The organism is Streptomyces sp. YIM 98790 (assembly GCF_011421595.1).
GTDB lineage: Bacteria > Actinomycetota > Actinomycetes > Streptomycetales > Streptomycetaceae > Streptomyces.
This window is the reverse complement of the sequence record NZ_WTLH01000050.1, coordinates 1-13,244: the sequence shown is the minus strand read 5'-3', so window position 1 is coordinate 13,244 and position 13,244 is coordinate 1. Positions and strand designations below refer to the sequence as shown.

The 13,244-nt window shown below is 68.6% G+C and carries 10 protein-coding genes and 2 pseudogenes; 10 read left to right on the top strand and 2 right to left on the bottom strand.

Annotation, left to right across the window (positions count from 1 at the left end):
• Positions 1-111 precede the first annotated feature (111 nt).
• The 3 genes and pseudogenes from GQS09_RS11380 to GQS09_RS11370 all read left to right on the top strand — a co-directional run.
• A pseudogene (locus tag GQS09_RS11380) lies at positions 112-616 on the top strand (transposase family protein); the annotation flags it as partial.
• Between the two features lie 30 nt (positions 617-646).
• Positions 647-1,027 (top strand): annotated as a pseudogene (locus GQS09_RS11375) (transposase family protein); the annotation flags it as partial.
• 1,327 nt (positions 1,028-2,354) lie between these two features.
• The gene (locus GQS09_RS11370) at positions 2,355-2,714 is read left to right on the top strand and encodes a hypothetical protein (RefSeq protein ID WP_165985907.1); all 360 of its coding nucleotides are present in this window, start codon (positions 2,355-2,357) and stop codon (positions 2,712-2,714) included.
• Between the two features lie 362 nt (positions 2,715-3,076).
• On the opposite strand, the gene GQS09_RS11365 is transcribed toward GQS09_RS11370, so the two are convergent.
• Positions 3,077-3,418 carry a tyrosine-type recombinase/integrase gene (locus GQS09_RS11365; RefSeq protein ID WP_165985906.1) on the bottom strand — a complete coding sequence of 114 codons (342 nt, stop codon included), beginning with the start codon at positions 3,416-3,418 and terminating at the stop codon, positions 3,077-3,079.
• Between the two features lie 2,275 nt (positions 3,419-5,693).
• Between GQS09_RS11365 and GQS09_RS11350 the strand changes: the two genes are divergently transcribed.
• On the top strand, positions 5,694-6,893 hold the full coding sequence (locus GQS09_RS11350) for a helix-turn-helix domain-containing protein (RefSeq protein WP_165985904.1): 1,200 nt from the start codon (positions 5,694-5,696) through the stop codon (positions 6,891-6,893).
• Between the two features lie 591 nt (positions 6,894-7,484).
• The gene (locus tag GQS09_RS11345) at positions 7,485-7,721 is read left to right on the top strand and encodes a hypothetical protein (protein WP_313896090.1); all 237 of its coding nucleotides are present in this window, start codon (positions 7,485-7,487) and stop codon (positions 7,719-7,721) included.
• A 1,091-nt stretch (positions 7,722-8,812) separates the two neighbouring features.
• On the opposite strand, the gene GQS09_RS11340 is transcribed toward GQS09_RS11345, so the two are convergent.
• The gene (locus tag GQS09_RS11340; protein WP_207957700.1) at positions 8,813-9,562 is read right to left on the bottom strand and encodes a GntR family transcriptional regulator; all 750 of its coding nucleotides are present in this window, start codon (positions 9,560-9,562) and stop codon (positions 8,813-8,815) included.
• A 169-nt stretch (positions 9,563-9,731) separates the two neighbouring features.
• Between GQS09_RS11340 and GQS09_RS30340 the strand changes: the two genes are divergently transcribed.
• From GQS09_RS30340 to GQS09_RS30945, 5 genes are all read left to right on the top strand, one after another.
• Positions 9,732-10,070 carry a hypothetical protein gene (locus GQS09_RS30340; RefSeq protein ID WP_399552480.1) on the top strand — a complete coding sequence of 113 codons (339 nt, stop codon included), beginning with the start codon at positions 9,732-9,734 and terminating at the stop codon, positions 10,068-10,070.
• A gap of 7 nt (positions 10,071-10,077) precedes the next feature.
• Positions 10,078-11,391 (top strand): FtsK/SpoIIIE domain-containing protein, encoded by a 1,314-nt coding sequence (locus tag GQS09_RS11330; RefSeq protein WP_165985902.1) that lies wholly within the window; start codon positions 10,078-10,080, stop codon positions 11,389-11,391.
• Entirely contained in the window at positions 11,388-11,573 is a 186-nt protein-coding gene (locus GQS09_RS11325; protein ID WP_165985901.1) for a hypothetical protein, read from the top strand. Before GQS09_RS11330 ends, GQS09_RS11325 begins: the two co-directional genes overlap by 4 nt.
• Before the next feature lie 396 nt (positions 11,574-11,969).
• The gene (locus GQS09_RS11320; protein ID WP_165985900.1) at positions 11,970-13,073 is read left to right on the top strand and encodes a replication initiator; all 1,104 of its coding nucleotides are present in this window, start codon (positions 11,970-11,972) and stop codon (positions 13,071-13,073) included.
• Positions 13,074-13,108: 35 nt separating this feature from the next.
• Positions 13,109-13,244, top strand: a 136-nt coding sequence (locus GQS09_RS30945; RefSeq protein ID WP_207957702.1) for a transposase, incomplete at its 3' end; no start/stop codon positions are given.

Here is a 13,244-nt window from a genome sequence, read left to right as displayed (position 1 = left end):
TGAGTCCTTTCCAACCTGCCTCTGATGCTGGGCGGTTGAGCTGACAACGTGGTGAAGCCCCTGGTAGACGGGTTCACGACCAAGATTCCCTCGCCCCACCAGAGGCTTCGTGTGCTTGTCTACCCGTCCGGGCTGGACGTGTCCAGCTCTGCCCTGCGCTTGCTGTCCACCGAGCTCCGCCGACGCCGTGAGGAGATCGGTACCCGCTGGCGGCGCCTGAGCACGGGTCGGCAGGCACTGCTCGCCCTCGCCCACCTGCGCAACGGCCATCCGTATGCCCAGCTCGCGGCCGGGTTCGGCATCGGGACCACGACCGCATACCGGTACATCGCCGAGGCTGTGGAGGTCCTGGCCGCTCTCGCTCCGAGCCTCGCCGAGGCGGCACGGACGGCCTCAGCGAAGGCGTTCGTGCTGCTGGACGGCACGCTCCTGCCGATCGACCGCATCGCCGCGGACCGGCCGTTCTACTCCGGCAAACACAAAAGACACGGGATGAACGTGCAGGTCATCGCCGACCCCTTCGGCCGACTGCTGTGGGCCTCACCAGCCCTGCCCGGCGCAGTCCATGACATCCGCGCGGCCCGCGAACACGGCATCGTCGGGGCCCTCACCGAGGCAGGCATCCCGTGCTGGGCCGACAAGGGNGAACGTGCAGGTCATCGCCGACCCCTTCGGCCGACTGCTGTGGGCCTCACCAGCCCTGCCCGGCGCAGTCCATGACATCCGCGCGGCCCGCGAACACGGCATCGTCGGGGCCCTCACCGAGGCAGGCATCCCGTGCTGGGCCGACAAGGGATACCGAGGTGCCGGCGGCACGGTCCGCATTCCGTACTGGGGACGCTGGGAAACCCTCTCCGCAGGCCAGCAGGCGGTGAACCGGTCCCACGCGAAGATTCGAGCCCTCGTCGAGCAGGCCGCCGCCACCCTCAAGTCCTGGCGACTCCTCCGCAAACTGCGGTGCTCAACCACCCGGATCACCAGCCTCGTCCAAGCCATCCTCACCCTTCACCTGACCTGCTCAAACTGAGGATGGAAAAGGCTGANCGGTCTTGCGGACCATTTCGACCAGCAGGACCGAACCGGCCTGGGAGACCGCGGCTCGGCCGTCATCCTGGACACGGACATGGGGGTAGGACCCGGTAGGCTGCTTCACCTGGAAAGTGCCTCCGACGGGAGCGGGAACAAGGACCTCAGCAATCCTCATTCTCGCTGGTCAGAGGCACTTTTCGCTTACCTGACCGCCTGTCGGACAGCCCACCTCGTGAAAGCCCGAGGCTAGGAGCTCTTACCCCGTCAGATGGACTCGGCATGAGTCATTCTGTCCGACCAGCAGAGCCTCCATCTGCGCAGCACCAGATGTACGCAGGAAGTAGCGGGGCTTCTTACTCACATCCCAGCCGCGCCCTTCCGCGGTATATCGCGGGAGGAACAGCGATTCCTCCTGCCGACCAAAATTTTCCCGACTCAGCCACCTGCCTGCCTGTTCACATGGAACAGCGAAAGTTACATACAGCGGAAAACCATGGTATTTATCATTGGCCACATAGTGAATTTTGTCCGCAGACTTCGGAAGTGTAATGCCGTGCTCTTCCAGTGCCTGCCCTAGCGAAACCGTAGTCTCCGATTCCTCGTACTGATATGGGAACACTTCGGGGGTATCCGCCTCCCACCAGCCTCGGATAAACATAAGAGTGAGGACTGCACCCGCCAACCCCACGCCGCTCAGAATTCCGAGCTTAACCCTACTGGCCACCGTCAGTAATTCCAAAGCAGTTTGACTCGGCCCACGACATCGAAATCTCGGACCATTCCGGTCTCATGAAGTCTGGAGGCATCGTTCTGCTCTACCATTGTGGGCCCTCCACCAAACGCATCCCGTGAACTCCCGCCGCTCGGATTACCAAAATTATAGCGCTTGCAGAAGTCAATGGCGACTACTCCTTGCAGGCCTTCCTCCGAGTTCTCGCCCATTACTCCCTGTACGCGATATTGGAAGCCATTGAGTGCGTAATACCAGTCCTGACCCGCATCATCAAGGCCCTGAACAGTGATCTGATCAGAGACGGACAGGGACTCCCAACCGCTGTCGAACTGCCCGGCCTGGATTTCTTCGGCAACAGCTTCCTCAGGACAGGAACTCCTCGTACATTTCCAGCACGGAGACGCTCACCAATCCCCCCCACCGCGACCATCACACCGGCCGCATATCTCCACCGTCTTTCACCCCCTTCGACCGGCCGACACGGTAGCCCTCGTTCGAGGTGCAGGGAGGGCAATTCACCCTGGCCGCAACTGGATCGACACCATGTAAGCTGATTACTCGAGCGCTTATTCGATAAAACGGGGTGTTGGGCATGCCACAGGCGGAGAACGAGCGGCTGACCGCGCGCAACGGCGCGATTTGGCAGGCATACCTCGCCGGGCGCACCCAGGAGTCCATCGCGGCCGAGCACGGCCTCGCGCAGCAGCGCGTCAGCGACATCATCGCCCGGGTCCGGCAGTCCATCCCCGAGGAGGATCTCGCCGAGGTGCGCCGGGTGGACGTGGAGCGGCTCGACGCCATGCTGGCCGGCGCCTTCCCCCTGGCGGTGACCGGCGACAAGGACACCATCGCCTCCATGCTGAGGAATCTCCACCTGGCGGCCGAGGTCGTCCGGAACACCCCCACTCGCGCGGGGACCACCCCTGACCTCCCCGACTGGGCTCCGCCATAGCGGGACACCTCCGCGCGAGCGGAGGTGACACCGGGGACCAATCGGGGACCACACGCCATGCACAGCACCGCACAACTCCGGCAATACCACACGGAACTCCCCGTCCCTTTGTTCCACCTGCCCTATTTTTAGGGCGCTGGGGGTCAAGGGGTCGTGGGTTCAAATCCCGCCGTCCCGACACTGTGACCAGCGGGTCTGCTGTATTCGGCAGATCCGCTGTTTCACGTTCGGGTGACGGTGATGCCCGGGTGATGCCACCGTGCNTGACCAGCGGGTCTGCTGTATTCGGCAGATCCGCTGTTTCACGTTCGGGTGACGGTGATGCCCGGGTGATGCCACCGTGCAGGTCAGCGGGGCACTTCTCACCGCCCGGCGCCGCGGACCGGCTCAGGCGCCCCGAGCTCCTGCCGCCGCCCCAAGGTCCCGGTCGGCAGCCCGAGCGCGTGGCCCAGGGCCCGTACCGCGTCCCGGGCGGCATGGGGCAGCAGGTAGCCGTAGAGGTTGACCGTCGTGGCCAGGGTCGAGTGCCGCAATGTCTTGGAGACCACCGCCAGCGGGACCCCGGAACTGATCATGATCGTGGCCGCCGTGTGCCGCAGGTCGTGCACCCCGATCCGCGGCAGACCGATCTCCGCAGCCCGCCGGCGCAAGGTCACCAGCACCTGCTGGGGTCGCAGCGGTGACCCGTCGGAACGGCAGAACACCAGCCCCCCAGCGGCGCCTGCGGCCCCAGCGCCTCGCGGGCCGCTTCGGCCCGGCGGCCCAGCGCCTGCACCACCCGCAGCGAGAGGCTGACCCAGTTCCTGCTCGCGCGGGTCTTGGGGTACCGAGGAGGAGGCGGTTGTTGTCCACGGCGGTCAGGTTCCAGCGCACCAGCAGAACCTTCTCCTGAAGGTGGACCTCGGGCCAGTGCAGGCCCAGCACCTCCCCGCGGTGCATTCCGGTGCCCAGCAGGACCTCGAAGGCGTCCGCCCACACATCCGCGTACGCGGTGCGGTTGTGCCGCAGAAACGCCGCCGTCTGCGCCGGGCTCCAGTACAGCCGCTCCGGAACCGCCGGACGCCCCAGCACGGTATGACGAGCCGGGCTGTCCGGGATCAGACGCTGCCGCACCGCCGAGGACAGTGCGCTGGAAAGCGTCGCCCCGGCCCGGTGCACGGCCGTCCGCCCACGTCCGGATGCCAACTGCTGCTGATTCCACGCGGTGATGTGCCGGGAGCGCAGGTCGAGCAGCCGCAGATCGCCGAACGCCGGAACGAGATCCTGGTGGACGTGATCGCGGTAGCGGGCGAAGGTGGTCGGCCGCAGCCCCTCCTGGGCCCGCGCCGAAGCGTCGGCCCCGGCGGAAGGCGAACTCGTCCACACCCACCACCTCGACCGGCGGGATCCGGGGGAAGAACCAGCCGCCGGATCTGCCCAGCAGCGTGGATCCGCTCACCGCGGCCGGCAGGTGAGCCAGGAGCCGTTGGCCTGCCTGCCCACCCCCTGCCCGCCTCATCCGGGTCAACAGAGCGGCGTTCGCAGCCATTTGTGGCCTACACCGTTGCCTATGTGTTCCTCGGATCATTACTTTGATGAGCGAGCTACGGTGAGCTGTCACACGGTCAGGGGGGCGTAGTGGGGCGGGCTTCCGATTGGTCGCCGGTGGATATGGACGAGGATCCCACCCCAGGGGACCCGTCGCGTATCGAGCAGTTGGGCAACAAGTTCACCACCTTCGCCGATGACGTCTACGACGCGCTGCAGAAGGTCCGCGCCCTGGGTGAGGACGGCACTCTGGCGACCTTCGTCGGCGAGTCCGCCGACGCCTACCAGGACAAGTTCGAGAAGGTCCCGCCGAATCNTGGGCAACAAGTTCACCACCTTCGCCGATGACGTCTACGACGCGCTGCAGAAGGTCCGCGCCCTGGGTGAGGACGGCACTCTGGCGACCTTCGTCGGCGAGTCCGCCGACGCCTACCAGGACAAGTTCGAGAAGGTCCCGCCGAATCTGGAGAAGCTGCACACCTCCTATGACCTGGCGGGGCAGGCGCTGCTGACCTACGCGCCGAAGCTGGAGGACGCCCAGCGGGACGCCGACCAGGCACTGACGGACGCGGAGGACGCGCGGGCGGAGCTGGCCACCGCGCAGTCCTGGCTGGAGCGGGCCACCTCCACGCTGGAGGACGCCGAGGAGGAGGCCGAGCCGCCGGACGAGGAAGAGGTGTCGGCGGAGGTCCGCCGGGCGCTCTCGGATGCCCAGCTCGACGCGGGCCACGCCCGCAGGGCGGTCGAAGACGCCCAGGAGAAGCTGAACGCCGCCATCGCCCTCGCCCCGCAGGCCAGGGAAGCCCGCGAAGAGGCCGCCGAGCAGTGCAAGCGCGATCTCGAAGAGGCCTCCGACGCTGGCATGCAGAACAAGAAATGGTGGCAGAAGGCCGTCGACTGGGTGGTGGACAACTGGGACACCATCGTCCAGATCGCCAAGATCGTCGTCGCCGTCCTCGGCGTGGTCGTGATGATCATCGGCGGGCCGCTGGCCTGGGTGGTCCTGGCCGCCGCCCTCGTCGTCCTCGCCGACACCCTCATCAAATACGCCAACGGGGAGGCATCACTCTGGGACGTCGCCTTCGCAGCTGTCAATACTTTTTCGTGCAGTATTTGCGTAACGGTTCAGGGGCTTACGCCTGGTGGGCGGCGGTCCGGCGGCCGGGCAGCGCGGGCGGCTGGAGAGGCTTTGGGCGGGAGCTGCCATGGGGCGAGAGATCGGGCGCCCGTACGCTGGCTGCGCGAATCGGGCGGGCTTGCAGCCTGCCCGGTATTTAGCCCGATGGGGTGCCCGATCTTCGAGGCTCGCCCCATGGTGGCTGCCTAAAGCCTCGGAGGCCGTCCGCCCCGACCAGCACGAATGCCCTCCTGGGTGGAAGCTAGCGAAAGATGTACCCCCGGGCTTGACCCGGGGGTACCGTTCTGACTGTCACGATCAGAACGGGAGTAAGTATGCCTGACGACGACGTTTCCACAAGAATCATCGGGACGCGTATTCAGGAGATTCGGGCTATTCGGGGGCTCTCCCTGGCCGACCTCGGTCGGCGTGCCCATGTCTCCGCCCCACAGTTGTCCCGGATCGAGCGCGGCAAGCGATACGCAACGCCGGGCATCGTCGCCTCTGTCGCTCGGGCGCTTGGCGTCCCTGTGTCGGTCCTGCGCGGTCAGCCGTACGTTCAGCAGCTCCAGCGGGAACAGCTTGATGCCCTGCTCACCCCTGTGAGTACGGCGCTGGACAGTTGGGACCTGCCATCTGACGGCGAACCGCCGCCTCGTTCGCTGGAGGAGCTGGAGGCTGACAGGAAGCGCATCGTCAGTCTCCGAGTGCGCACGGCCTTTGCGGAGATCGCTGAAGAACTGCCGGGCCTCATTGTTGAGGCAGCGCTACTGGCGCAGGTGCACGACAGCCCCGGTCGGGATCGGGAACGTGCCTACGCGTTGCAGGCGGAGATGGCCCGTACGGCGGCGATCATCAGCTATCGGTTCGGGTTCTTGGACCTGGCCCGGCTCGCCTTGTCCCGCATGCGAGAGGTCGCACCGCACTCCGGTGACCCGCGCCAAGTCGCCATTGAGCGGTATGAGCGAGCGCATATCACCCATGCCGAAAGCTCCAGGCCAGATCGAGGTGTGGCGCTCATGCGCCTTGCGCTGCGCGACCTGGACGACGACGGAGACCGCGCAACAAGAGCTGTGCGGGGTACCTTGCAACTGCGTGCAGCGATCATGGCTGCGATGCAGAGTGATACTAGTGCGCATGACTGGTTGGGTGAGGCTGGCGAACTCGCGGAACAGACCGGAGAGACGAACGATTACGCCATGGCCTTCGGACCGCTGAACGTTTCCCTCAACGCCATGGCGGTTGCGTCGAACCAGGACGATCACGCCGGGGCGCTGGATCACGCTTCGCAGGTGACGTTGCCGAAGGACTACCCGCCCACTCGGGCAGCGGGTTTCTGGATTGAGCGGGCCAAGTCCGAACTGTGGACGGCTCAGCATGACTCAGCGCTTGAGTCTCTGTACAGGGCCAAGTGCGTGGCGCCGCAACTGACCCGGTATCACCCGAGCGTGCATGAGACCGTGGGCACCCTGCTGCGGGCACGTCCAACGCCTTCCAGCCGCCTGCGGGAGTACGCCGCATGGAGCGGCGTGTAACACCCTCGTCGCGCTCAGTCAAGCAGTTCTACGGCTCTGGCATTGCCAACTAGGCAATGCCGGGGCCGTTTTGAGCGGGCAGGCTAAGGCCAGCAAGTACCCCCGCGACGTGGAGGCGTCCGGGGGCGTGGCCAACGCTGACTAGGGAGCGCTGACACTTGAACGATAGCGTTCGGATGATCGGATGGAAGGGGAGCCCGCCACGTCGCGCGTGGTGCGGGGCTCGGGTGGATGCCGACACGCTGCTTCTGCCGCGTGTGCTGCCCGCGTTTGGGGGGCGGGCGTTGGTGCGTCCGTATGTGCGTGGGGTGCCGGGGCTGGGGTGGGCTCGGCGTCGGGTGCTGGTGGCTGTGCGGGGGTGGCGTTAATGGCTCCCGGGTGGATGCGGCCGGGCGTGGTGGTCCGGGACAAGGATGCGCGGCGGCTGGGTCAGGTGGTTGAGGTCCGGGGCGGCGCTGTGGAGCTGCGGCCGGTGAAGGGCCGGGGCCGGAACTGGACGGCGGATGTCCGCTCGTGTCAGCGGGTCGGTGACCGGGTGTCGCTGGGTGTGCTGGTGCGGCTGGCGTCGCGTGTCCGGGGAGGGGGGCGGCGGTGAGCGGTCAGCAAACGCCGGACCTGCGCGTGGGTGTGGTGGCCCGGGACACCTCCCGTGACCGTGTGGGCGAGGTGATGGAGGTCGGCCGTATCTGGGTGCACTTGCGTCCGTTGGGGGGCGGCCGGGAGTGGCAGGCGGACCGTGAGGACGTGCGTGTGGTGGGCGATGCCGAATCGCTGAGCGCGCGGGTCGCGGTGGCGAACCGGCGTTCGCGGTGGGGGGTGCTTGGGTGAGCCGGGCGGTGATCAGGTCGGCTGACTGGACGCTGACGCTTGAGGATGAGCCGGGGGTGGCCCGGGCGGTGTTCTCGGCTGAGTGTCTGGAGTGCGGGGCGCGGTCGCTGGACAGCCCGGAGGAGTCGTTGCCGGTGGAGGTGTGGGCCTTGAAGCACACGGGGCTTAACCCCTCGCACCGCCGGTTCACGCTGCACATTGCTCAGCCGTGGCTGGTGTCTCCGGCGCCGGGCAATCCCTACCGCGAGCGTGGGGGCGTCGAGCGGCATGACCGGGCGTCGGAGGTGGAGGGGGCCGGGTAGCGGCCGGTGAGGTCTCCTGCGGGGCGGACTCGGTTCCTGCCCCGCAGGGGCGGCGGGTGAGGAACCGCCGTTCGCGGCCCGGTTTCCGTTGGTGGCTCACGGGGGCCGGGCCGCGCCATGTCCGCCCGCATTTGAGCTTACGTTTCTCGTCGTGACTCTTCCGCTACGGCGTGCGACGGCGCAAAATGGTCGGTCTGCGGAAGGAACGGCGCGATGGGTTTTCCGAAGGACCCCGGGTGTCCGGGGGACGCGGAGGAGTGGGACGGCGCGGCCTGGGTGCGGGGGGTGCCGTACGTACGGGGTTGGGAAGACGCGGATGCGGCCGGGGCCGCGCTGGTGGCGGCCTTGGAGCGGGCGGGGGTTGAGGGTGTGAGCGCGCGGGGGGATGTGGACGCAGACGGCTCGGGGGTGGTGGTCCTGGCTTGTCCGGTCTCGGCGGCTGAGGTGCTGAGGGCGTGGGCGCTTGCTGCGGCGGCGGACAGCCACGGGTGAACTGCTGGCTGCTGCGGGCGGTGGGCCGGGGTGCCGCTGCCGGCCGTAGCGTCGCCGGGCGGAAGAGGCCGCGAGCTGCTGGTCCGGGCTGAACGGTGCCCGGCGGCGCGGAGGCCGTCCCCCGGCCACCCCTGGGTGAACGTCAAGGTTCCTCTTCTCGATGGCTGCGGGTGGGTGCGGCGCAGGGGCGGCCGGACGGGACCGGCCGGAGGCCGCATGCCCGGCCGGGGCGCCCGCCGCGCGCCGCGCCTGTGGCGCGGCCTTGAGGAAGTAAGGAAAGTCTTCGACACCTCGGCGTCAGTGGCGGTCGGCGGGGCGGCGGGCTGGGGTGAGGCGGTAGGTGGCTTCGGCCTGGGTGCCGGGGGCGGTGGTGTCTTCGCGGATGAGTGCGCGGGTGCGGTGGTGGGTGATGCGGGTGAGGTGCAGAACCGGGATGCCTGGGGGGAGTTGGAGGGCTGCGGCTTCGTCGGGTGCGGGCATGCGGGCTTGGGCGGTCTCGGTGAAGGTGAGTGGTCCGCGCTGGGCCAGGATGGCGTAGAGGTGTTCGGGGTCGGTGTCGGGGTGGTCGGCGAGTTCGGTGCCGGATGCGGTGGCGAACGGGATGAGTAGCCGGTGGGCGATACGGTGCCCGCTCTCGGTGGTGTAGAGGCGATCGACGCTGAACAGCGGGTGGCCTTCCTCCACGTCTAGGGCGGCGGCGGTGGCGGGGTCGGCGTGGGTACGGGTGACGGCCGGGTTCTCCAGCGGGGTGCCGGGTGGGGCGGTGGTGTAGGCGCCTTCGGCGGTGCGGGTGACGGTGCGGTTCAGTCGGGTGTGGCCGGTGGCGTCGCGTACGCGTGTGCGGCTGCCTTGGCGGGCTTCGATGAGTCCTTCGGCACGGAGGGCGGCGAGGGCTGCGCGGACGGTGGAGCGTGAGACACGGTACTGGGCGGTGAGTTGGTGTTCGCTGGGGAGTTCGGCTCCGGCGGCGTAGGTGCCTTCGTGGATGGCGGCGCGCAGGCGGGCGGCGAGTTGTGCGGCGAGTGATGCGCGGTTGAGGTCGGCCATGGTGCTCCTCCTGTCAGGTGTCCGGTGTATGGACTGCATACAGGATGCCCGTGCACGTGCATCCTATCCTGCGCGCCTTCGCAAGCGTTTCCTGTGCGATTGCCGTTTCGGCCTGCTTTGCCTCGGGCACATACCTATCCCTTGTTCGTACAAGTTGGCTGGGAGGCCAGTGGCGATGCAGGCGATTCCTGTGGATGTGGGACAGCTGGGGCTGGTGCTGTGTGCGGTGGCTCCGGCGGTGAAGGTGGACCGGGAGACCGGGAAGCCGCGCACGGACGCTGAGGGCCGTCAGGTGTGGACGGTCGGGCTGATGGTGACGCAGGCGGATGGTCAGCGGGCGTCGGTGATCTCGGTGTCGGTGCCGGGTGAGCCGGTGGGCCTGGTGGCCGGTCAGCCGGTTGAGGTGGCCGGGCTGGTGGCGCAGCAGTGGGAGATGAACGGGCGGCGCGGGCTGTCGTTCCGGGCGGATGCGATCACCGCGCCGGGTGGCGGCGGCAAGGGCCGGTGACCGGGAAATGGATGTGCTCAATGTGGTGATCACCCTGGCGGGGCTGTGCTTCTTGCTGTGGGTGCTGTGGGGCAGGGACCGGTTCAGGGTCCGTCCGGATGTCCGGTGGTATCTGACCGGCTACCTGCTGATGGCGTTGCGCGTGGTGTTCACCTGGAAGCGGGTGTGCCAGATCAACGACCTGAGCGTGTCGTACCGGCCGAACATGCGCAGCATCGGCGGTGGGTTCGTGGTGCGGGGCGAGTCGTTGCGGGTGTCGGCTCCGCGTATCGGGTGGCCGATGCCGACGCGGGATGGCATCCGGCTGCGGGTACGGCTGCGGCCGGGGCAGACGCCGGGGCCGTTTCTCCAGGCGGGGGAAGCGTTCGGCCATGCGTGGCGGGCGCACAGTGTGCGGGTGACCTCTCCGGCGCGGGGCTGGCTGGAGATCACCGCGACGGGGGGTGATCCGCTGGGGAAGGGTGAGCCCCCGGCCGAGGGGCCGGGGGTGCTGCTGCGGGCGGAAGTCGGCCGGATGGAGACCGGGAAACGGTGGGTGATCGACTTCAAGCTCATCCCGCACTGGCTGATCGTGGGTGCCACGCAGTCGGGCAAGTCCACGCTGATGACACGGCTGGTGACGGAGCTGGCGCGGCAGCCGGTTGCCCTGCTGGGCATCGACTGCAAGGGCGGCATGGAACTGTCGCTGTTCGCCCCTCGCCTGTCGGCGCTGGCGACCAACCGGTCTCAGGCGGTGGCGCTGCTGGAGACGATCGTGACGGAGATGGGCGACCGTATGGGCGTGTGCCGTCAGCATGGGGCGCGCTCGCTGTGGGAACTGCCCGACAGTGTCCGGCCGGTGCCGCTGGTGGTGCTGGTGGATGAGGTGGCGGAGCTGTACCTGACCACCGGGGCCAAGTCGGAGAAGGAGGAGGCGGCGGCCTGTGCCACGGCGATGCTGCGGATTGCGCAGCTCGGCCGGGCGCTGGGGGTGTACCTGGTGGTGGCCGGTCAGCGGGTCGGCTCGGACCTGGGTCCGGGGGTGACGGCGCTGCGGGCGCAGCTCGGGGGCCGGATCTGCCACCGGGTGGCCGATCCGCAGACAGCGGTGATGACGCTGGGGGACCTCAATCCGGATGCGGTGGCGGTGGCGCAGGCGATCAGTCCGGCCGAGGCGGGGGTGGCGGTCACCGCGACGGAGACCGGGGGGTGGGTGCGGGCGCGCTCGTGGCTGACGACGGCGGAAGACGCGCGGGGTGTGGCGCACCAGTCGGCGGCGCTGGTGCCGTGGCTGCCCTTCCTGCATCTGGATGACGGGCGGGGAGGGGGTGAGGCGGCATGAGCGAGCTGCTGGTCCTCGGAATCCTGTTCCTGATCACGTGCATGCTGGTGCGCGGGCAGGACGTGACGATCTGGCAGGCCGTGATCATCGCGCTGATGGGCTACTACATGGCGATCACGCCCGTGGGCTGGGCACTGTTCGCGGTGCTCAAGCAGATCCCGTTCCTGTCCTTCTCCACCTGAGCGGGGGTGCGCGGTGAGCATGTCGCGGGTGCGGTGCCCGGCCTGCGGGGGTGAGGGCAGCCGCCGGACATGGACGGGTCGGCGGCGCAAGTGCCGCACCTGCAAGGGAACCGGCGCCGTCCACTGAAACAAGCCGCCGGGTGGGCACGCCGCCGGCCGTAGCGTCGGCGGGCTCGGCAACCGTGAGGTGTGGTCCGGGCTGGGGGTGTTGCCCGGCGATGCGAAGGCCGTCGGCCACCAGCCACGGCACAGCGGACGACCCCGGCCTGTCGGCCGGAACAGAGAGGAGTTGAGGACCCATGACCACGCGCGAGGTGACCGAGACGCACGAACGGGCCGCCGCTGGATGGGCGGCGGCCCTGTCCGGAAGGGAACCGCCCGATCAACGACACGCATGTGATCGGGCGCGCCGGGGTCCCTGAACCTGCGGCGCGCCTTCGCGTTCCAGAAGAAGTAGCAGATGTCATCGCCCTTGCTGGCGGCCCGGGGTTCGGGCGATGGCTGGAACAGATCAAGGCCACCGGGGGGTGTGCGTGGCCGGTCGCGCTGAACGGCTGGCGCACCATCGCCGACGCCTGCACCGGTGAGGTGCTGGACCACTTCGACACGGCCGGGGAACCGGGTGAGCGGCTGCTGACCCGCTGCGGGAACCGGCGGGCGGCGGTGTGCGGGCCGTGTGCGCGGCTGCACGCGGGGGATACCTGGGCGCTGGTGCGGGCCGGGCTGCTGGGCGGCAAAGGGGTGCCGGAAACCGTGCGCGCGGTGCCCCGGCTGTTCGTGACGCTGACCGCCCCGGGCTTCGGCGCTGTGCACCGCGCGGGCCGGGGTGGCCCCGGCGGCCGGCCTGGGGGTGACCTGGGAAGATGCCCGCACGGACGCCCCGCGGCCTGCGCCGGGCACCACGGGTGGGACGATCCGGTGATCGGTCAGCCGGTCTGCTTCGAGTGCTACGACTACGCCGGGCATGTGCTGTGGCACGCGCACGCCGGGCGGATGTGGAAGGCGTTCACTGACAACCTGTGGGCGCACCTGGCGGCGGCCCTGGGCCTGTCCCGGTCGGCGCTGCGCAAGGCTGCACGGGTCAGCTACGCCAAGGTGGCGGAATACCAGCGGCGCGGCGCGGTCCACGTCCATGCGGTGATCCGCCTCGACGGCGCGGGAGGTCCGGGCACAACGGCCCCGGCCGGGGCCAGCGCGAAGCTGCTGGGCAAGTGCGTACGCAGCGCAGCGCGAGCGGTGGCGCTGGGCGTGCCGTACACAGCGGCCACCGGGGAACGGGTGCTGCGCTGGGGCCAGCAACTCGACGTGCAACCCATCGGCGGCCGGGAAGACCAGGGACCCACCGATGACCAGGTGGCCGCGTATGTGGCGAAGTACGTCACGAAAGCCGGTGGCGCGACGGCGGGTGGGTGGGCGGGGCTCGCCCGGCCGGTCACCGGCCCGGCCATGATCACAGCGGCCCCGGTCTCCGCGCACGTCCGCGCGCTGCTGGGTACCTGAGGTGCCTCGAAGTCTCCGGACAGGGACCCAATAGGATGTCCCCCCGAGCACGACGAGAAAGTAAGCACGTGGCACCACCCAGTAGATATTCACCGGAGTTCCGAGAAGAAGCAGTCCATCTGGCTCTCAAGTCGAGCCGGCCGATCGCGCACGTCGCCAGGGAACTCGACA